Annotated in this window: 16 protein-coding genes; 6 read left to right on the plus strand and 10 right to left on the minus strand. The window is 73.8% G+C overall.

Annotated elements, in window-relative coordinates:
• Nucleotides 1-159: 159 nt before the first annotated feature.
• The 5 genes from ACW9J6_RS15885 to ACW9J6_RS15905 are packed head-to-tail and all read left to right on the plus strand — an operon-like array spanning nucleotide 160 to nucleotide 6,084.
• Nucleotides 160-1,758, plus strand: coding sequence for an ABC transporter substrate-binding protein (locus ACW9J6_RS15885; RefSeq protein WP_457117452.1), 1,599 nt, complete (start codon nucleotides 160-162; stop codon nucleotides 1,756-1,758).
• Between the two features lie 13 nt (nucleotides 1,759-1,771).
• Nucleotides 1,772-2,749: an ABC transporter permease gene (locus ACW9J6_RS15890; RefSeq protein ID WP_457117453.1), complete on the plus strand. Its 978-nt coding sequence runs from the start codon at nucleotides 1,772-1,774 to the stop codon at nucleotides 2,747-2,749.
• Between the two features lie 2 nt (nucleotides 2,750-2,751).
• Entirely contained in the window at nucleotides 2,752-3,603 is an 852-nt protein-coding gene (locus ACW9J6_RS15895; protein WP_457117454.1) for an ABC transporter permease, read from the plus strand.
• Nucleotides 3,600-5,261, plus strand: a complete 1,662-nt coding sequence (locus ACW9J6_RS15900) for an ABC transporter ATP-binding protein (RefSeq protein WP_457117455.1) — start codon at nucleotides 3,600-3,602, stop codon at nucleotides 5,259-5,261. The genes ACW9J6_RS15895 and ACW9J6_RS15900 overlap by 4 nt, the downstream gene beginning before the upstream one ends.
• 25 nt (nucleotides 5,262-5,286) lie before the next feature.
• Nucleotides 5,287-6,084: a VOC family protein gene (locus tag ACW9J6_RS15905; protein WP_457117456.1), complete on the plus strand. Its 798-nt coding sequence runs from the start codon at nucleotides 5,287-5,289 to the stop codon at nucleotides 6,082-6,084.
• Between the two features lie 163 nt (nucleotides 6,085-6,247).
• Here the strand turns inward: ACW9J6_RS15905 and ACW9J6_RS15910 are convergent, their stop codons facing one another.
• The 3 genes from ACW9J6_RS15910 to ACW9J6_RS15920 form a co-directional block, all read right to left on the minus strand.
• On the minus strand, nucleotides 6,248-6,793 hold the full coding sequence (locus ACW9J6_RS15910; RefSeq protein ID WP_457117457.1) for a type II toxin-antitoxin system HicB family antitoxin: 546 nt from the start codon (nucleotides 6,791-6,793) through the stop codon (nucleotides 6,248-6,250).
• A 12-nt stretch (nucleotides 6,794-6,805) separates the two neighbouring features.
• Nucleotides 6,806-7,015 (minus strand): type II toxin-antitoxin system HicA family toxin, encoded by a 210-nt coding sequence (locus ACW9J6_RS15915; RefSeq protein WP_457117458.1) that lies wholly within the window; start codon nucleotides 7,013-7,015, stop codon nucleotides 6,806-6,808.
• A gap of 320 nt (nucleotides 7,016-7,335) precedes the next feature.
• A complete protein-coding gene (locus ACW9J6_RS15920; RefSeq protein ID WP_457117459.1) occupies nucleotides 7,336-8,802 on the minus strand; it encodes an FAD/NAD(P)-binding protein in 1,467 nt (488 codons plus the stop codon).
• Nucleotides 8,803-8,828: 26 nt separating this feature from the next.
• Here ACW9J6_RS15920 and ACW9J6_RS15925 point away from each other — a divergent pair, with 26 nt between their 5' ends.
• The gene (locus tag ACW9J6_RS15925) at nucleotides 8,829-9,449 is read left to right on the plus strand and encodes a DsbA family protein (RefSeq protein ID WP_457117460.1); all 621 of its coding nucleotides are present in this window, start codon (nucleotides 8,829-8,831) and stop codon (nucleotides 9,447-9,449) included.
• Nucleotides 9,450-9,622: 173 nt separating this feature from the next.
• Here the strand turns inward: ACW9J6_RS15925 and ACW9J6_RS15930 are convergent, their stop codons facing one another.
• Genes ACW9J6_RS15930 through ACW9J6_RS15960 form a run of 7 tightly spaced genes read right to left on the minus strand, consistent with a single transcriptional unit; the run spans nucleotide 9,623 to nucleotide 17,720 of the window.
• Nucleotides 9,623-10,030, minus strand: coding sequence for a Zn-ribbon domain-containing OB-fold protein (locus tag ACW9J6_RS15930; protein ID WP_457117461.1), 408 nt, complete (start codon nucleotides 10,028-10,030; stop codon nucleotides 9,623-9,625).
• A gap of 3 nt (nucleotides 10,031-10,033) precedes the next feature.
• Nucleotides 10,034-11,200, minus strand: a complete 1,167-nt coding sequence (locus tag ACW9J6_RS15935) for a thiolase domain-containing protein (RefSeq protein WP_457117462.1) — start codon at nucleotides 11,198-11,200, stop codon at nucleotides 10,034-10,036.
• A gap of 3 nt (nucleotides 11,201-11,203) precedes the next feature.
• Entirely contained in the window at nucleotides 11,204-12,112 is a 909-nt protein-coding gene (locus ACW9J6_RS15940) for an SDR family oxidoreductase (RefSeq protein WP_457117463.1), read from the minus strand.
• A 23-nt stretch (nucleotides 12,113-12,135) separates the two neighbouring features.
• The gene (locus tag ACW9J6_RS15945; RefSeq protein ID WP_457117464.1) at nucleotides 12,136-12,930 is read right to left on the minus strand and encodes an enoyl-CoA hydratase-related protein; all 795 of its coding nucleotides are present in this window, start codon (nucleotides 12,928-12,930) and stop codon (nucleotides 12,136-12,138) included.
• Entirely contained in the window at nucleotides 12,930-14,453 is a 1,524-nt protein-coding gene (locus tag ACW9J6_RS15950; protein ID WP_457117465.1) for an acetyl-CoA acetyltransferase, read from the minus strand. Before ACW9J6_RS15950 ends, ACW9J6_RS15945 begins: the two co-directional genes overlap by 1 nt.
• Nucleotides 14,450-16,549 (minus strand): acetate--CoA ligase family protein, encoded by a 2,100-nt coding sequence (locus ACW9J6_RS15955; protein WP_457117466.1) that lies wholly within the window; start codon nucleotides 16,547-16,549, stop codon nucleotides 14,450-14,452. Before ACW9J6_RS15955 ends, ACW9J6_RS15950 begins: the two co-directional genes overlap by 4 nt.
• 10 nt (nucleotides 16,550-16,559) lie before the next feature.
• The gene (locus tag ACW9J6_RS15960) at nucleotides 16,560-17,720 is read right to left on the minus strand and encodes an ABC transporter substrate-binding protein (RefSeq protein WP_457117467.1); all 1,161 of its coding nucleotides are present in this window, start codon (nucleotides 17,718-17,720) and stop codon (nucleotides 16,560-16,562) included.
• Nucleotides 17,721-17,921 lie beyond the last annotated feature (201 nt).

Here is a 17,921-nt window from a genome sequence, read left to right on the forward strand (position 1 = left end):
GCCGGCCACCTCGGGACGCCGCCGACGATGAAGTCCACCGCCTCTTGACCGTCCGGGAGACGCGCAGTCTCCTCGCAGCCGCCAAAACGCACGGACTCGTCCATTGCGGGCGCGGGGTCGAGCCGCGAGGATGGCAGCGCTGTCAGAGCAGGTGCCCCGATGATCATCAACCGCCGCGAAGCGCTCATGACCGCCGGCGCCCTGGCGCTCGGTGCCGCCTCCCGGGGGACCGCCGCACGGGCCGAGGGCGCGCGCCGCGGCGGCGTGCTGACCGTCCAGCTCAACGGTGAGCAGCGCGTGCTGAACCCGGCGATCCGGGCCTCGACCGGCGTCTACATCATCACCTCGAAGATCATGGAGCCGCTCGTCGACCTCGACCACGACGGAAAACCGGCGCCGGTGCTGGCGACCGCCTGGGAGGCGGCGCCGGACGGCAGGACCGTGACCTTCCGGCTGCGCGAGGGCGTGACCTGGCACGACGGCAAACCGTTCACGGCCGCGGACGTCCAGTACACCGCGATGGAGATGTGGAAGAAGTACCTGAATTACGGCACGCAGCTGCAGCTCTACCTGGAGGCGGTCGACACGCCGGACCCGCACACCGCCGTGTTCCGCTACTCCCGGCCGATGCCGCTCAACCTGCTGCTGCGGGCCCTGTGCGACCTCGGCTACGTGGCGCCCCGCCACGTCTTCGAGGGCACCAACGTGCTGGAGAATCCGGCCAACACCGCGCCCATCGGCACCGGTCCGTTCCGCTTCGTCGCCTACGAGCGCGGCCAGCACGTCATCGCGGAGCGCAACCCGGCCTATTGGCGCCCCGACTTCCCCTACCTCGACCGGATCGTCTGGCGCTTCATCGTCGACAAGGCGGCGGCGACCGCTGCCCTCGAGACCGGCCAGGTCCAGCTCTCGACCTACAACGCGCTGGCGCTCGCCGACCTCGACCGGCTGAAATCCGACCCGCGCTTCACCGTCTCCAGCAAGGGTCTGGAGGCCAACGCCTTCAACAACACCCTGGAGTTCAACACCCGCCGCAAGGAACTCGCCGACGTGCGGGTGCGGCGGGCGATCGCGCACGCGATCGACGTGCCGTTCTTCATCGAGAACTTCATCTACGGGCTCGGCAAGCCGGCCACCGGGCCGATCCCGTCCTCCCCGACGGCGTTCTACCCCGACAACCCGGCCCCCTACGCCTTCGACCCGAAGAGGTCGGCCGCGCTCCTCGACGAGGCCGGGTTCAAGCGCGGCGCCGGCGGCACGCGCTTCACGCTCAAGCTCGTGCCGATCATGAACGGCGAGGACGTGCCGCTGCTCGCCACCTTCATCCAGCAGTCGCTGCAGGCGGTCGGCATCCGGGTCGACATCGTCAACATCGACACCGCCGGCGCGCTCGCGACGGTCTACCGCGACTGGAACTTCGATCTCGCGACCGGCTGGCACCAGTACCGCGGCGACCCCGCCGTCTCGACCACCGTCTGGTACCGCTCCGGCTCGCCCAAGGGCGCGCCCTGGACCAACCAGTACGGCTGGCAGTCGGACGCGGTCGACCGGCTCGTCGACGAGGCGGCGAGCGAGCTCGACCCCGCGAAGCGCAAGGCGCTCTACGCCCAGTGGGTCAAGGCCGTGAACGACGAGATCCCGGTCTGGATGATGACCGAGCGCACCTTCCTGTCGGCGACGAGCCGGCGCCTGCACAACGACCACAACATGCCGCGCTGGGGCTCGGGCGACTGGCACGACACCTGGATCGAGGCGTGACCCGCTCGCGCTCATGGCCATCCTGCTCCTCGCCCTGCGCCGCCTCGCTGCCAGCCTGCCGACGCTCCTCGTCATCCTGGCGGGGCTGTTCCTGCTGCTCCAGCTCGCCCCCGGCGACACGGTCGACGCGCTGATGGCCCAGATGGGCGGCGGCGATCCGGCCACTGCCGCCGAGCTGCGGCGCTTCTACGGGCTCGACCTCTCGACCGCCGCCCAGCTCGGGCGCTACCTCTGGCGGCTGGTGCAGCTCGACCTCGGCCAGTCGGCGATCTACGGCAAGCCCGTCGCCACCGTCATCGCCGAGCGCCTGCCCGTGACCCTGACGCTGATGGGCGCCGCCCTGACCCTCGCCTTCGCGGGCGGCACGCTGCTCGGCATCGTGGCGGCGCGGCGCGTCGCGCGCTGGCCCGACACGCTGATCTCGACGCTCGGCCTCGTCTTCTACGCCACCCCGTCGTTCTGGTTCGGCCTGATGGGGATCGTGCTGTTCGCGATCCGCCTCGGCTGGCTGCCGGCCGGCGGGATCGAGGAGGTGGGCGCGGGCCTCACCGGGCTCGCGCGGGCGCTCGACATGGCCCGCCACCTCGTCCTGCCGACCCTGACGCTGGCCCTCGTCTTCCTCGCCACCTACCTGCGGATCATGCGGGCCTCGATGCTGGAGGTGATGAGCCTCGACTTCGTCCGCACCGCCCGGGCCAAGGGCCAGACCGAGACCGCCATCGTGGTCCGGCACGCCCTGCGCAACGCGCTGCTGCCGATGGTGACGCTGGTCGGGCTCCAGGCCGGCACGATGCTGGGCGGCTCGGTGGTGGTCGAGAGCGTGTTCGCGCTGCCGGGCCTCGGCCGCCTCGCCTACGAGGCGGTGGTGCAGCGCGACCTCAACACCCTGCTCGGCATCGTGTTCGTCTCGGCGCTGCTGGTCATCGCGGTCAACTTCGCGGTCGACCTCGTCTACGGGCGGCTCGACCCGCGCATCGCGGCGGGGCGATGAGGATGGCAGCCCTGCGGCGCTTCCTGCGCAACCCCGCCGCCCTCCTCGGTGCGATCCTGCTCCTCCTGGTGATCGCCACCGCCCTCGCCGCGCCTCTGCTGTTCCCGAAGGACCCGCTCGGCCTCGCCGGACGGCCGCTGCAATGGCCCTTCGCCAATGCCCGGGTCTGGCTCGGCACCGATGCGAGCGGGCGCGACATCGCCGCCCAGATCTTCCACGGCGCCCGGGTCTCGCTGCTGATCGGGCTCGTCGCGACCGTGATCGCGGTGGCGATCGGGGTCGTCGTCGGGGCGCTCGCCGGCTATTACGGCGGCCTCGTCGACGACGCCCTGATGCGGGTCACCGAGGCGTTCCAGACCCTGCCCAACTTCCTGCTGCTGCTCGTGCTCGTCGCGGTGTTCGGCTCGGAGATCACGACCGTCACGGTGGCGATCGGGCTCGTCTCCTGGCCGGCCCCGGCCCGGCTCACCCGGGCCGAGTTCCTCACCCTGCGCCAGCGCGAATTCGTGCAGGCCTGCCGGGTGCTCGGCATGGGCGACGTGCGCATCATCTTCCGGGAGATCCTGCCGAACGCGCTGCCGCCGGTGATCGTCTACGCCAGCGTCGTCATGGCGGTGGCGATCCTGCTCGAGAGCGCGCTCGCCTTCCTGAACCTGTCGGACCCGAACGTCGCCTCCTGGGGCAACCTGATCGGGGCGGGCCGCGGAGTCCTGCGCACGCAATGGTACGTGTCGGCAATCCCCGGCCTCGCGATCCTGGTGACGGTGCTGGCGGTCTCGCTCGTCGGCCAGGGCCTCAACGACGCCCTCAACCCGCGCCTGCGCGGGTCGACCCCGCTCAGGGCCGCGCCGTGAACGCCCCCGTCCCGCCGGTCCCGCTCCTCGCGGTGGACAACCTCTCGGTGCGGCTGCCGCCCGGCGCCGACCGGACCCACGCGCTCTCGGGCGTCACCCTGAACTTGGCGGAGGACGAGATCCTGTGCGTGGTGGGGGAGAGCGGCTCGGGCAAGTCGGTGCTCGCCAACACGGTGATGCGCCTGCTGCCGCCGGGCGTGATCCCTGAGTGCGGCCGCGTCGCGTTCCGGGGGCGCGACCTCCTGGCGGCGCCCGAGCCCGAGATGCGCCGCATCCGCGGCTCCGGGATCGGCATGATCTTCCAGGAGCCGATGACGGCGCTCAACCCGCTGCGCCGGGCCGGCGACCAGGTCGCGGAGGTCTTCCGCATCCACACGCGGTTCGGCCGCGAGGAGATCCGGGCCCGCACCCTGGCGCTCCTCGCCGAGGTGCGCCTGCCCGACCCGGAGGCGGCGCTGCGGGCCTACCCGCACGAATTGTCGGGCGGCCAGCGCCAGCGGGTGATGATCGCCATGGCGCTGGCCCTGGAGCCGCCCCTGCTCATCGCCGACGAACCGACCACGGCCCTCGACGTGACCACGCAGGGGCGCATCCTGGCGCTCATCCGCGACATCCAGCGCCGGCGCGGCATGGGGGTCCTGTTCATCACCCACGATTTCGGGGTGGTGGCCGAGATCGCCGACCGGGTCGCGGTGATGCAGGCGGGGCGCCTCGTCGAGGCGGGCCCGGCCGACGCGGTGCTCAACCGCCCGCGCGAACCCTATACCCGTGCGCTGATCGCCGCCGTCCCGCCCCTCGCGCCGCGGGCGCCGCGGGAGGTCAGCGGCGCGCCGCCGATCCTGACCCTGACGGGCGTCTCGAAGACCTACCGCACCGGCGGCCTGCTGCCGGGACGCCGCCGGGTGACCCGCGCGGTGCGAGACGTGAGCCTCGCCCTGCCGCGCGGCACGACCCTCGGCATCGTGGGCGAGAGCGGCTCGGGCAAGTCGACCCTGGCGCGCTGCATCGTGCGCCTCCTCGACCCGGATTCCGGCAGGATCCTCCTCGGCGACACCGACCTCGCCACGCTCTCCCGCCGGGCGATGCGCGCCCAGGCGCGACGCGTCCAGATGGTGTTCCAGGATCCCTTCGCGTCCCTCAACCCGCGGCGGCGGGCCGGCGAGCTCGTGGCGCAGGGGCCGATGCTCCAGGGCGTGTCCCGGTCCGCGGCGCTCGCCCGGGCGCGGGAGCTGTTCGGGCTCGTCGGACTCGATCCGGCGGCGATGGACCGTTTCCCGCACGAGTTCTCGGGCGGGCAGCGCCAGCGCATCGGGCTCGCCCGGGCGCTCGCGCTCGAACCCGAGGTGCTGGTGGCCGACGAACCGGTCTCGGCCCTCGACGTCTCGGTCCAGGCCCAGGTGCTGGCCCTGCTCGACTCCCTGCGCGCGCGCCTCGGCCTGTCGATGCTGTTCATCACCCACGACCTGCGGGTGGCGGGCCAGATCTGCGACGCGGTCGCGGTGATGAAGGACGGCGCCGTGGTCGAGGCCGGGCCGACCGCCGCGGTCTTCGGCGACCCGCAGGCCGCCTACACACGGGCGCTGCTGGAGGCCGTGCCCGGCCGCAGCTGGATCCCTGGCCGGCCGCAGGACCGCGACGCCCCCGTGCCCGCCGCGTAGACACGTATCCCTAGGAGGTCCCGCCATGCCGCTCACCCTCGACCACGTCGTCATCGCGGTCGCCGACCTCGACCGAGCCCTCGCCGATTACGCGGCGCTCGGCTTCACGGTGATCCGCGGCGGCGAGCATCAGAACGGCATCACCCACAACGTGCTGGTGGTGCTGGAGGATGGCGCCTACCTGGAGCTGATCGCCTTCAAGCGTCCGGACCCGGGCAACCGCTGGTCCGAGGTCTATCACCGGGCCGGCGAGGGCTTCCTCGACCACGCGCTCCTGCCCGGCGCCATCGAGGCGGACGTGGCGGCGGCGCAGGCGCGCGGGCTCGACATCGCGGACCCGGTGCCCGGCGGGCGGCACCGGCCGGACGGGGCGCGCCTCGACTGGAAGACCGCCCGGGCGCCCGGCTCCGACGTGCCGTTCCTGTGCGGCGACGTCACGCCCCGGGCCCTGCGCGTGCAGGAAGGCGACGTGCGCCGTCACGCGAACGGCGTCACCGGGGTCGCGCGCCTCACCGTGGCGGTCCGCGACGTCGCGGCCTCGCGGGCGCGCTACGCGGCGCTGCTGGGCGCCGGCGCCGACGCTCCGATCCGAGAGGCCGAGGTGGCGGGCGCCCCCGCCCGGATCGTGACGCTTTCGCTCGGCGACGGCACCACCGTCACCCTGGCGAGCCCGGTCGGCGCCGGGGGCGCCCTCGCCGAGGCGCTCGCGGAGCGGGGCGAGGGCCCGTTCGCTGTGGTGTTCCGGGCCGGGCGCGCGGCCGGCGACCTCGACGTGGGCTTGAGCCACGGGGCGCGGCTGGCGGTCGTGGGGCCGGAGGGGTGAGACGCCGGACGGCACCACGGCCCGGCGGCCTCACGGCTGCCCGGCCGGCCCGAGGTCGCCGCCCCCGTGCGCCCGCATCCGCGCGATGGCGCGGCCGGCATCCGCCGCGACCGTCGCCGGCGTCGGGCAGCCGGTTCTAGAACCGGACCCGGGCGTTCCTCGTTCAGGCGTCGACCACCGTCGTCCGGGCGTGCCGACGTCGCGTGGGCGGGCGGGCCTTCCGTCCGCGGCCGGTCACCTCGGCGTCCGAGCGACCGATTCCCTGGGCGGTGATCGTCGCACTCACGCCGTCAGCGCGAGAAGGTCGGACCTCTCCGCCGATCCGCATGTCCGCCGCCCGCACGAGAAAGCCCGATCGCGTTTCGCGGGCCGCCTCCGCGGCGCGATCGATCCGGCGCAGGTCGCGCTCATCCATGGTCAGGTTGACCCGCACCGTCTTCCCCGGGAGATCGACGTCGACCAGTCCCACCATGCCATCCGCCGCGTCCTCACGAAACGTGGCGTCCGCGCTCAACTCGTCCAGGCTGCGCGGCGCGGGCACCTCGAGACCGTCCTCGACCATGCCCCCCACGTGGAAGGTCAGCACCTCGGCCGCCTTGCGATAGAGCGTGTCGAGATCATCCGCTCCGGTGATCGCGCCGGGGAAGTCGGGGAACGACGCCCCGTAGTTGCCACGGGTGCCGTGGATCAGAACGACGACCTTCGCCATGGCGGCTTCTCCTCACCAATCCCACCCGGCCTGCCGGTAGAGGTTGCGCAGCGTCCCCACCGGGACCTCCTTGCGGCCGGTATCGACCGACACCCGGCCGGGCATGGTCGGGTGCTTGAACTGGACATGATCGCCCGGTCCCTTGCGGGCCTCGACCCATCCGTCTTCCCGAAGCCGCTTCAGGATGTCCCGCATCTTGGCAGAGTGGTCGGTGCGGGACATCGCTCTGCTCCGTCAGATGCGCATTGATGCGCACTGACGTGGCGGCAGTCAAGGATGGTGCGTCTTGAATGTGCTGACGCGAACGGCCGACTGGTCAGGTTGGGTGCACGGCGCGATAGGGGTCGACCGCAGGCGCGGCCACTTCGTAACGTCGTCGGCGGGGGAACAGCGAGCCAATCCGCGCTTGTCCTGCATGAGACCCGTAGACGCGTAAGCCGCCGGGGTCTCTCAACGGACGCCAAAGCCCCTTGAAACGACGTGCCCGCCGAGTGGCGGGGCCGGAGGACTGAGAAGCCGGAGGCCGACGCGGCCCGGCAGCCTCACCGCTCCCCGGGCGGCACGAAGTACCCGGTCGGCCCGAGCTCGTCGTCCTCGTGCGCCCGCATCCGCTCGACGTAGCGGTCGGCATCCGCCGCGAACAGGTCGCGCACGAGGGCCTGGGCCAGCCGCGTCGCCCCAATGCCGAGGCCCGGGATGTCGCCCGCGAGCGCCCCGTGGCTCAGCGTGACGCCCCAGTTGAAGACGTGGAGCCGGCCGAGATCCGGGCAGGCGCCGGGCTCCCGCTCCAGGAGCTGCATGCCGTCGCCGAGATACGGGAAGCGCGCCGCCTCCGGGTGCGCGGCGGCCTCCGCGGCCAGGACCCGCTCGCCCCAGGTGAGGATCGCGTCCCGGAACGCCGCCAGTTCGGCGCGCCGCACGAGGTCGACCTCGAAGCCCGCCGCCACCACGGCGGCGTCGACCGGGGTGCGGCCGCGCGCCGTCTCCACCACGAGCCCGCCCGGCGCCTCGGCGATGCCCGTCCAGCCCTCGCCGAAGCGGATGGCGAAGCCCGGGTGGCGGGTACAGCGCAGGACCGATTCGTGGGGCGGCGGCGTGCCCTCCCCCATCATGTAGGTGGTAATCGCCCAGCGCTGCCGGTCGTCGAGGGCGGCGTAGCCGCGCAGGAAGCCCGGGAAGGAGGCCCACTTGGATTTGTTCACCTGCGGGAAGTGGCGCCGGCGCACGAACAGGACCACCTCGGCCGCGCCCGCCTCCAGGGCCGCGGCGGCGTTGTCGGCCGCCGAGGCCGAGGCGCCGAGCACCGCCACCCGGCCGCCGCGGAAGCGGGCGAAGTCGATCGGGTCGGAGGCGTGGAACAGGCGGCCGGACCCCTCCGTGCCAAAGGCCGGCATCCGCCGCCCGCCGGAGCCGTCCCGGCCGCAGGCCAGCACCACCTTGCGGGCGTGGACCGTCTCGGGTCCCGCCGGCCCCGCGAGGGCGGCGCCGACGAGCCCGCCGGCCGGCCACAGGTGCTCCAGCGCGGTGTCGTTCTCCACCGGGATACCCGCTGTCTCGCGCACCCAGAGCAGGTAGCGCAGCCAGTCGAGGCGCGGGATCTTGGTGAGGTCGCGCCACCCGGCCTCGCCGACCTGCGCCTCCCACCACGCCCGGAAGGTCAGGGACGGGATGCCGAGATCCGGCCCCGTCAGGTGCTTGGGCGAGCGCAGGGTCTCCATGCGGGCGAAGGTGCCCCACGGCCCCTCGGCCCCGCGCGGGGCCCGGTCGATCACCCGGATGTTGGAGACGCCCTCCCGCAAGAGCGCGAAGGCGGCGGTCTGCCCGCACATGCCGGCGCCGACCACGAGCACGTCGAGGGCCGGCCGCCCGTCGGGCCCCTCGGCCGGCAGCGTCCAGGCCGCCGGTGGGTGGTTGAGGCGCGCGAGGTCGCGCCGCACCTCGGCCGCCAAGGCCGCCAACCCCGAACCGGCCGGCCTCTTCACGGACGCGTCGTCGTGGTGGATATCCATGCCCGATCCGTCCCGGAGGCACCCCGATGCCCGCATTGTCCTGCTTCTACACGCTGTCGTCGCCCTGGGCCTATCTCGGCGGGCCGCAGCTTCAGGACATCGTGCGCCGCCACCGCGCCCGGCTGGTGCTGAAGCCCTTCGACTTCCAGGCCGTGGTGCCGCGGACCGGGGGCGTCCCGATCCGGACCCGGCCGCAGCCGCGACGCGATTATCACGCCGTCGAGCTGGCGCGCTGGCGCGACTACCTCGGCCTGCCGCTCCACGTCACCCCGCGCCACTACCCGATGGAGAACCCGCCCGAGGGCTGGAACAAGCCCGCCGGCTACATGGTCATCGCCGCCCAGCAGGCCGGCCTCGATGCGTTCGGCCTCTCGCACGCGCTCCTGCGCGCCCTGTGGGCGGAGGAGCGCGACATCGCCGACCCGGGCGTGCGGCAGGCCATCGCCGACGAGAACGGGCTGCCGGGCGCGGCCCTGCTCGCGGCGGAGGGCAGCGATCCCGTCCAGGCGGAGTACCGGGAGAACAGCCGGGACGCGGAGCGCCTCGGCGTCTTCGGCTCACCCACGATCGTGCTCGACGGCGAGCTGTTCTGGGGTCAGGACCGGCTCGGCTTCGTCGACCGGGCGCTCGCCCGCGCCTCGCGCTAGAGCATTTTCCGACGAAGTGGATACCGGGTCGTCGCAGAAAATGCGGAAAAATCAATGACCTCGAGCAGTGTCCGATTCACTGTCATCGGACACTGCTCGAGGTCCGCGATGAAGCCGGCCGTCCGGCGCGGCCCACGGGACGCGCTTCGACCGAAGCGGTCACGGAGCCGGGATCACGTGTCCTCCGTCGGGCGGAAGCACGGGATGGGCATTCCGCTCCGCGAGCGCTCGAACACGAGGGTCACGGCCTGGCCGACGGCCAGCGCGTCCGCGTCGCACGAGACGAGGCTCGTCATCATGATCGGGCCCTCCTCCAGGGCGACGTACGCGACCGTGCGCGGCGGCGCCTCGCGGGCCAGCACCGTGTAGCTGTAGAGCGTGCCGCGTCCGGACGCTTCCTCCCAGGCGGTCTCGCCGAGGCAGAACGGGCACAGGGCGCGCGGGTACCAGTGGGCCTTGCCGCAGGACCCGCAGCGCCGCAGCAGGAAGCGGCCCTCGCGCGCCGCCGCCACGAAGGGGGCACTCTCGGGACTCTCGGGCGGGTCCGGCCAGAGCCCGTCCCGGCTGTCGATCGGCACCATCGCTCACTCCCTCCCGAGCACCAGCGTCGCGGCGCCGTGACGGCTGCCGAGGAGCCCCCCGATCCCGGTCGCAACGGCGAGATCGCAGTCGCGGACCTGCACGGCGGGATGCGCCTCGCCGCGCAGCTGCCGCACCGCCTCGATCACCTTGGTCATGCCGCCCCGGTTGGCCGGGTGGTTGTTGCACAGGCCCCCGCCGTCGGTGTTGAAGGGCAGCCGCCCGCTCCCGGCGATCAGGTTGCCGTCGGCGACGAAGCGCCCGCCCTGTCCCTTCTCGCAGAAGCCCAGATCCTCGATCTGCATCAGCACCGTGATGGTGAAGCTGTCGTAGATCGACGCGTACTTGATGTCGGCGGGCGTCACGCCCGCCTCCGCGAAGGCGGTCGGTCCCGAGCGGCGGGCGGCCGACCACGTCAGGTCGACCTCGCCGCCGCACTGGCCCTTGGCGGATTCGCCCGCGCCCCTCACGCGCACGAGCGGGCGCTTCAGGCTGCGGGCGATCTCGGGCCTCGTCACCACCAGGGCGCCGCCGCCGTCGCTGACCACGCAGCAATCGAGCCGGTGGAGTGGGTCGGCGATGAGCGGCGAGGCCAGCACGTCGGCCACGCTCACCACGTCGCGCAGCATCGCGTGCGGGTTGTGCTGGGCGTGGTGCGAGGCCGCGACCTTGATCCAGGCGAGCTGCTCCGGCGTCGTGCCGAACTCGTGCATGTGCCGGCGGGCGCAGAGCGCGTAGAGGTTCACCGTGGTCGGCCCGAACGGCGCCTCCCAGGGGCTGTCGGGCGCGTCCGCGATGACGGGCCGCGCCGCCGTGCCGGAATGGCCGGCGCTGCGCGCCCGCCCGGCGAGCGTGATCAGGGCGACGGTGCACGCGCCCATCGCGATCGCCTGGGCGGCGTGCGCCACGTGGGCGATGTAGGACGCGCCGCCGAGGTCGGTGCTGTCGAGGTGGCGCAGGTTCAGGTTGAGGTAATCGGCCATCGCCAGGGGCCCGAGGCCGGGCGCGTCCCCGGCGCAGAAATAGCCGTCGACGTCGTCCTTGGTGAGCCCGGCATCGGCGAGCGCGCCGGCGGCGACCTCCGCGTGGAGCTGGGCCACGGATCTGTCCGGGGCCTTGCGGGTCGGGTGCTCGTAGGCCCCCGCGATGTAGGCGCGTCCGTTGATGGTCATGGGTCACACCGGGTCCCAGGAGAACACGTCGGGGCTGCGGTCGAGGGGGGCGAGGTGGGCGCGCAGGGCCGGCAGGGCGTGCGCCGCGATGGTCTCCGGCGTCCAGCCCTCGGCGCGGTGCACGCCGCGCACCGGGCGCGGGTGGTTGAAGACGAAGAGCTCGTTGTGGCGCGCCGCGAAGATCTGGCCGGTGACGTCGCGCGCCGCCTCGGAGGCGAGGAAGACCGCGAGCGGCGCGTTCTTCTCCGGCCCCATCGCCTGCAGCTTGGCGACCCGGGCCTTCTGCTCGGGCGTCTCGGCGGGGATCGCGCTCGTCATGCGGCTCCAGGCGAAGGGGGCGATGCAGTTGGAGCGCACGCCGAAGCGGGCCATGTCGAGGGCGATCGACTTCGACAGGGCGGCGATGCCGAGCTTGGCCGCCGCGTAGTTCGCCTGGCCGGTATTGCCGATCAGCCCCGAGGTCGAGGTCATGTGCACGTAGGCGCCCGCGCTCTGGCGCCGGAAGGGCTCGGCCGCCGCCCGTGCGACGAAGAAGCTGCCGTTGAGGTGGACGTTGATCACCGACAGCCACTCGTCCGGCGACATTTTGTGGAAGATCTGGTCGCGCAGGATGCCCGCGTTGTTGACCACGATGTCGATGCGCCCGAAGGCGTCCAGCGCCGTGGCGACGATGCGCTGCGCCGCCTCCCACTCCGCCACCGTGTCGGTGCTGAGGACGGCCTCGCCCCCGCGCTGCTCGATGATCCGGCGGGTCTGCTCGCCGGGGGTGGAGGAGGTCTCGCCGAGCCCGCTCAGGCTCGCCCCGACGTCGTTGACGACCACCCGGGCGCCGGCGAGCGCCATGGCGAGCGCGATCTCGCGCCCGATGCCGCCGCCGGCCCCGGTGACGAGCGCAACCTGTCCGTCCAGCATCCCCATCCGGTTCCTCCCTGTCCTCACCGCCCGGTCCAGCGCGGCGGGCGCTTCTCCACGAAGGCGCGCGGGCCCTCGCGGTAATCCTCGGATTCCTGGATCCGCGCGCGCGCGGCGGCGCTCGCCGCCCTGAGGTCCGCCTCGTCCGCGTCGGCGGCGAAGCGGGCGACCGCGAGGCTCTCGCGCACCGCGAGCGGCGCGTTGGCGGCGATCACCTCCGCCAGCGTCACCGCCTCCTCCCGCGCCCGGCCCGCCGGGACGAGCCGGTTGACGAGGCCGAGCGCGTGGGCGCGCCCCGCGTCGAGGGGATGGCCGGTCAGGATCACCTCCAGGGCGACGGCGCGCGGGAGCGCCCGCGGCAGCCGGACGAGGCCGCCCGCTGCCGCGATCAGCCCGCGCCGTACCTCGGGCAGGCCGAAGCCGCTCCCCTCCCCCGCCACGATCAGGTCGCAGGCGAGCGCGATCTCGCAGCCCCCCGCGAGCGCGAGGCCGTCGACGGCGGCGATCCAGGGCTTGGCCCGCGCCGCGTGCACGAAGCCCGCGAAGCCGGCCTCCGGGAGCCACAGGCTGTCGGCCCCGCCCGCCGCCACGACCTTGAGGTCGGCGCCCGCGCAGAAGGCCCCGCAGGGCGAGCCGGCGAGGACCACCGCGCGGATCGCCGCCTCGGCCTCGGTCCAGGCGAGTGCCGCCGCGAGACCGCGGGCGAGGGCCGGATCGACGGCGTTGCGTGCCCGCGGCCGGTTCAGGGTGACGATGGCGACGTGCTCCCCGACGCGCTCGGTCAGGACGGGCTCGATCGGAGCGGAATCCTGCGCCATCACGCGGCCTCCCACTCGGCGAGCCCGTCCGGCGCCGTGCGTAAGGTCCCGGCGCGGCCGACGGGCGAGCGGTCGAGGGCGGTGAGGACCGCGAGCGTGTCCCGGTCGGCGGGCGGAACCCGCGCGAGCAGGCGCGCGCCGCCCTGGCGCAGCACGACCACGCCCTCCCGCGGTGCGCCCTCGCGGTCGAACAGCACCGTGTGGGTCTCGACCATCGCGAGGCCCGCCTGCCCCTCGGCGACCGGCGGGACCGGGCCGCGTCGCCGGTCGGCCTCCTCTTGCACGGAGGCCGGCGCCGTGCAGGCGGGCAGCGGCCGGCTCGCCAGCACCAGGGCGTGGTGCTTGGTCACGAACTCGCCCTGGCCGTAGAGGAGCCCGGCCGCGCCCGGCGCCTCGCGCAGGCGACGGACCATCGCGCAGGCCGCGTGCGCCATGTAGCCGTTGAGGGGGGCGCCGAAGAAGGTCAGCCCGCCCGCCACGGTCGGCACGGTCCCGGAAGGCAGGCCGAGGCTGCGCCGCGCCATCTTGGGCACGCAGGGAAAGCAGCTGTAGAGCTCGATCGCCGCGAGGTCGGGCGGCGCGAGGCCGGCCCGGCCGAGCGCCCCGGCGAGCACCGCGTCCTGGGCCGGCGCGTGGTCGAAGGCGTCGCGGGACAGCCAGTCCCGGGGCTCGCCCGCCGCGGCGCCGGGCCCGACATGGATCAGGCGGTGCTCGGGCAGGCCGGCCGCCCGGGCGGCCGCGAGGCTCGCGACGATCACGGCCGCGCCCTGGTTCACGACCGGATTCGCCACCATCAGCTTCGGGTAGGGCCAGGCGATCGGGCGGTTGCCGGCCGAGGGTTCGGCGATCTCCTCCGGGGTGACGGGCCGGCGCAGCCAGGCGGAGGGGTTGTCGGCCGCGACCCGGGCCATCGCCGCCCAGAGGGCGGCGGATTCCGCGCGTCCCTCCCGCGGGGTCTGGCCCCAGGCGGCCTGGCAGGCGTTCTCGTAGAGCGGGTAGACGAAGACCGGCTGCGACAGCCCGTGGCGCAAGGCCTGGGGGTGGAGGTAGTCGCGCACCCGCGGGTTGGTCCAGGCCGGGTCCGGCATCGTCCAGGGCGGGAGGGCGTCGCGCTCGGGGGCGAGCCCGGCCCTGCGCGCCGCGGCCGCGCTGTGCTCCGCCTCGCCGCTGCAGAGGGCCGCGGCCTCGCCCTCGCCGCGGGCGATCCGCTGCGCCGCCTCGTGCAGGAAGCGCACGGGCGTCTCGCCCCCGACCGGGCCGTAGGCGAGGCGGGCCGGGCGGTGGCCGATCAGGTCGGCGACGCGGCCGGGCAGGTCGGCATAGGGCCAGGACACCGCGTTGATCACGTCGAGGGAGCCGAGGCGGCCGAGGAAGCCGCCGCCCGCGTCGGCATCGGCGCGCCGCAGGGCCTCGGCCATCAGGGTGGCGGGTTCGGGGCCGAGCGGCCCCCGCCCCGGCGCGTCCGGCCGGTCGGCGACCTCGCCGATCCCGACGATGACGGGGATGCGCGCGGGGTCGGTCACGCCTCCTCCCCGATCTCGATCACCGCGTCGGCCGCGTAGGCGCCGTCCGGCAGGGCCAGCACCGGGTTGAGGTCGATCGCGGCGAGACGCGGGCCGGCCTGCGCGGCCAGGACCGAGAGCCGCGAGAGCATCCGGGCGAGGGCCGGCACGTCGCAGGGCGGCCGGCCGCGGGCGCCCAGCAGCAGGGGCGCGGCGCGGATCGACCGGATCATCGCCTCGGCCACGTCCTCGCCGAACGGGCAGCGCCGGACCACCACGTCCCGCATCACCTCGACGAAGACGCCCCCCAGCCCGACCATCGCCACCGGGCCGAAGACCGGGTCGCGCTGGATGCCGAGGATGCACTCGACGCCGCCCCGGATCTGGCGCGCCACCAGCACGCCCTCGATCCGCGCGGCCGGGGCGCGGCGGGCGGCGCGCTCGATCAGGGTGGCGAAGCCCCGGCGGACCGCCTCGGCATCGGCGACGTCGAGCAGCACGCCGCCGATCTCGGTCTTGTGCAGGATGTCGGGCGAAAGGATCTTCATCACCACCGGGAAGCCGAAGGTCTCGGCAGCGGCCACCGCCGCCTCCGGGTCGGCGCAGGCCGCCTCGGGCACCACCGCGATGCCGGCTCGCGCGAGGAGGCGTTTGGCCTCGGCCTCGCTCGGGGTCGTCGCCGGCAGCGGGATCTCGGGCACGGCCGGAGGTGCGGCGGGGTCCGGCGCCGCGAAGCTCGCCCCGAACCGGCCCATCGCGTCGAGGGCCACCACCGCCCGGGCCGGGTCCTCGTAGAGCAGGTAGCCGTCCTCCTCGTATTCCCGGTTGCGCTCCTCGCTGGCGAGGACCGAGAGGGCGTAGAGCCGGTCCGGGTGGCGTGCCTTGACGGCGTTGAGCTGGGCGCGGATCGCCGGCGCCATGCTGGGGGCACCGCCGATCTGGGTGAAGAAGGCGAGGATGGAGGCGTAGCCGCCCTCCGCGATCATCGTCTCGGTGAAGCGCCCGATCAGCGAGAGGTCGTTGAAGGCCTGCGCGGTGCAGTCGACCGGGTTGCGGGGGGCCGCGAAGGGCAGGATCGCCGTCAGCTGCGCCTGGGCGGCCTGCGGCATCTCCGGCATGGGCAGGCCCGCCGCCTCGGCCGCGTCCGAGATCAGCACGCCCGCGCCCCCCGAGATGGTGATGACCCCGAGCGTATTCGGCACCGGGTAGATCCGACGGGTCGCCGCGTAGGCGATGTCGATCAGCTCCTCGGTGGAGCGCGCCCGGATCGCGCCGTGCTCGGCGAGCACCGCACCGAACACCGCGTCGTCCCCGGCGATCGAGGCGGTGTGCGAGCGCGCCGCCGCGCTGCCCACCGCGCTGCGCCCGACCTTCATCGCCACGACGGGCTTGCGGGCGCGCCGCGCCGCCGCGAGGGCCGCCGCGAAGGCGGGCCCGTCCTGCACGCCCTCGACATAGGCCATGATCACGTCGAGGTCGTCGTCCCGCGCCATCCAGCCGATCGCATCCGCCACCGACAGGTCGGCCTCGTTGCCGGTGGTGACAAGCATGGCGGTGCCGATGCGGCGGTTGCGGCAGGCGGCGAACAGGTGGGTGCCGTAGGCCCCCGACTGGCTGGCGATCCCGATGCGGCCGGGAAGCGGGAAGCCGCCCTCCAGGGACGCCGAGAAGATCGGGTAGAAGCCGGTCGCCGCGTTGAACAGGCCGAGGCAGTTCGGTCCGAGGAGGCGCAGCCCGTGCGCGCGCGCCGCGGCGACGAGGCCCCGCTGCGCCGCCGCCCCGGCCTCGTCCACCTCGGCGAAGCCCGCCGTGAACATCACGGCGAAGCGGGTGCCGCGCGCGCCGAGTTCCTCTACCGCCCGCAGGGCCGCCTCGCCCGGCACCGCGATCACCGCCACGTCGGGCGCCCGCGGCAGGTCGGCGATCGACGGGAAGCAGGGCAGGCCCTGCACCTCGGCGCGGTTCGGATTGACCGGCAGGATCGCGCCCCGGAATCCGGCGCGCCGCATATAGGCGATCGGCCGGCCGCCGATGCGGGTCGCGTCGGCGGAGGCGCCGATGATCGCGACCGAGTCCGGCCGCACCAGGGCCGCGAGGTCGGCGGTCTGCTCTGCCATGGTCGAGGCCTCAGTTGCGGATGGAGGGGCAGCCGCCCTCGGCCAGCGGCCGGAAGGCCTGGTCGCCCGGCACCGTCTCGACGAGGTCGTAGAGGTCCCAGCGGCTCTTCGACTGCGCGGGCGTCTTGAACCGCATCAGGTACATGTCGTGGACCATGCGGCCGTCCTCCCGGACCTTCCCGCCCTGCGCGAAGAAGTCGTCGACCGGCGTGGCGCGCATCGTCGCCATCACCGGCCCTGCCTCGGTGGTGCCGGCATCCCGCACGGCCCTCAGATAGTGGCCGATCGCCGAGGTGACGCCGGCCTGGTAGGCGGTCGGCATCGCCTTGCGGCGGGCGAAGAAGCGCTGCGCATAGGCGCGCGTGGCGTCGGTGCGGTCCCAGTAGAAGCTGTCGGTGAACAGCGCGCCCTGCACCACGTCGAGGCCGAGCGAGGCCGCGTCCGTCAGCGTCACCTGGAGCGCCGCGACGATCCGGTCGGACTGCGTCATCCCGAACTCGTGCGCCTGCTTGATCGCGTTGGCGAAGTCGCTGCCCGCGTTGGCGAGCGCGATGACCTTGGCGGGCGAGGCCTGGGCCTGGAGCAGGAAGGACGAGAAGTCCGGCGTGCCGAAGGGGTGGCGGACCTTGCCGGCGACGCTGCCGCCCGCCGCCTCCACGGCCCGGGAGGCGTCGCGCTCCAGCGCGTGGCCGAAGGCGTAATCGGCGGTGAGGAAGAACCAGCTCTTGCCGCCGCGGGCGATCACCGCCTTGGCGGTGGCGTTCGAGGCGGCGTAGGTGTCGTAGGTCCACTGCACGCTCGTGGGCGAGCAGGATTTGCCGGTGAGGTCCGAGGATCCGGCGCCCGAGATCAGGAAGATCCTGCCCCGCTCGCGCGTGACCGCCTGGATGGCGAGGGCCACCGCCGAGTTCACGCCCTCCGCCACCACGTCGACGCCCTTCGTGTCGATCCAGTTGCGCACGATGGCCGAGGCGATGTCGGGCTTGTTCTGGTGATCGGCCGAGATGATCTCGATGCGCCGGCCGAGCACCGTCGGGCCGAAATCCTCCACCGCGAGTTCGGCGGCGGCGACGGAGCCCTCGCCGTTGCCCTCGCTGTACTGGCCGCTCATGTCGGTGATGATGCCGATGCGCAGCACGTCGCCGTCGGCCCGGGCCGCGGGGGCGGCCATCGCCGCCAGGACGGGCAGCGCCCATGTCAGAACCGCGAGAATTGAGACCTTCGGCTCTCGGCCTTTTACTCCACCCCCTTTTCCGGACGACTGCAGCGCCAGGGGATCTCCTTCCGCTGGCGCTGCAGTCGTCCGGAAAAGGGGGAGCCTGGACTCGGCCCAGGCGTTGATGACCATCCGCCCGGCGCGCCACGAGGCGCG

Source organism: Methylobacterium sp. JK268 (assembly GCF_054052225.1).

Excerpts from the sequence above, each read along its gene's own strand:
- ACW9J6_RS15885 (WP_457117452.1), top strand. The coding sequence starts at position 160 with ATGATCATCAACCGCCGCGAAGCGCTCATGACCGCCGGCGCCCTGGCG.
- ACW9J6_RS15890 (WP_457117453.1), top strand. The coding sequence starts at position 1,772 with ATGGCCATCCTGCTCCTCGCCCTGCGCCGCCTCGCTGCCAGCCTGCCG.
- ACW9J6_RS15895 (WP_457117454.1), top strand. The coding sequence starts at position 2,752 with ATGGCAGCCCTGCGGCGCTTCCTGCGCAACCCCGCCGCCCTCCTCGGT.
- ACW9J6_RS15905 (WP_457117456.1), top strand. The coding sequence starts at position 5,287 with ATGCCGCTCACCCTCGACCACGTCGTCATCGCGGTCGCCGACCTCGAC.
- ACW9J6_RS15910 (WP_457117457.1), bottom strand. The coding sequence starts at position 6,793 with ATGGCGAAGGTCGTCGTTCTGATCCACGGCACCCGTGGCAACTACGGG.
- ACW9J6_RS15915 (WP_457117458.1), bottom strand. The coding sequence starts at position 7,015 with ATGTCCCGCACCGACCACTCTGCCAAGATGCGGGACATCCTGAAGCGG.
- ACW9J6_RS15920 (WP_457117459.1), bottom strand. The coding sequence starts at position 8,802 with ATGGATATCCACCACGACGACGCGTCCGTGAAGAGGCCGGCCGGTTCG.
- ACW9J6_RS15925 (WP_457117460.1), top strand. The coding sequence starts at position 8,829 with ATGCCCGCATTGTCCTGCTTCTACACGCTGTCGTCGCCCTGGGCCTAT.
- ACW9J6_RS15930 (WP_457117461.1), bottom strand. The coding sequence starts at position 10,030 with ATGGTGCCGATCGACAGCCGGGACGGGCTCTGGCCGGACCCGCCCGAG.
- ACW9J6_RS15935 (WP_457117462.1), bottom strand. The coding sequence starts at position 11,200 with ATGACCATCAACGGACGCGCCTACATCGCGGGGGCCTACGAGCACCCG.
- ACW9J6_RS15940 (WP_457117463.1), bottom strand. The coding sequence starts at position 12,112 with ATGCTGGACGGACAGGTTGCGCTCGTCACCGGGGCCGGCGGCGGCATC.
- ACW9J6_RS15945 (WP_457117464.1), bottom strand. The coding sequence starts at position 12,930 with ATGGCGCAGGATTCCGCTCCGATCGAGCCCGTCCTGACCGAGCGCGTC.
- ACW9J6_RS15955 (WP_457117466.1), bottom strand. The coding sequence starts at position 16,549 with ATGGCAGAGCAGACCGCCGACCTCGCGGCCCTGGTGCGGCCGGACTCG.
- ACW9J6_RS15960 (WP_457117467.1), bottom strand. The coding sequence starts at position 17,720 with ATGGCCGCCCCCGCGGCCCGGGCCGACGGCGACGTGCTGCGCATCGGC.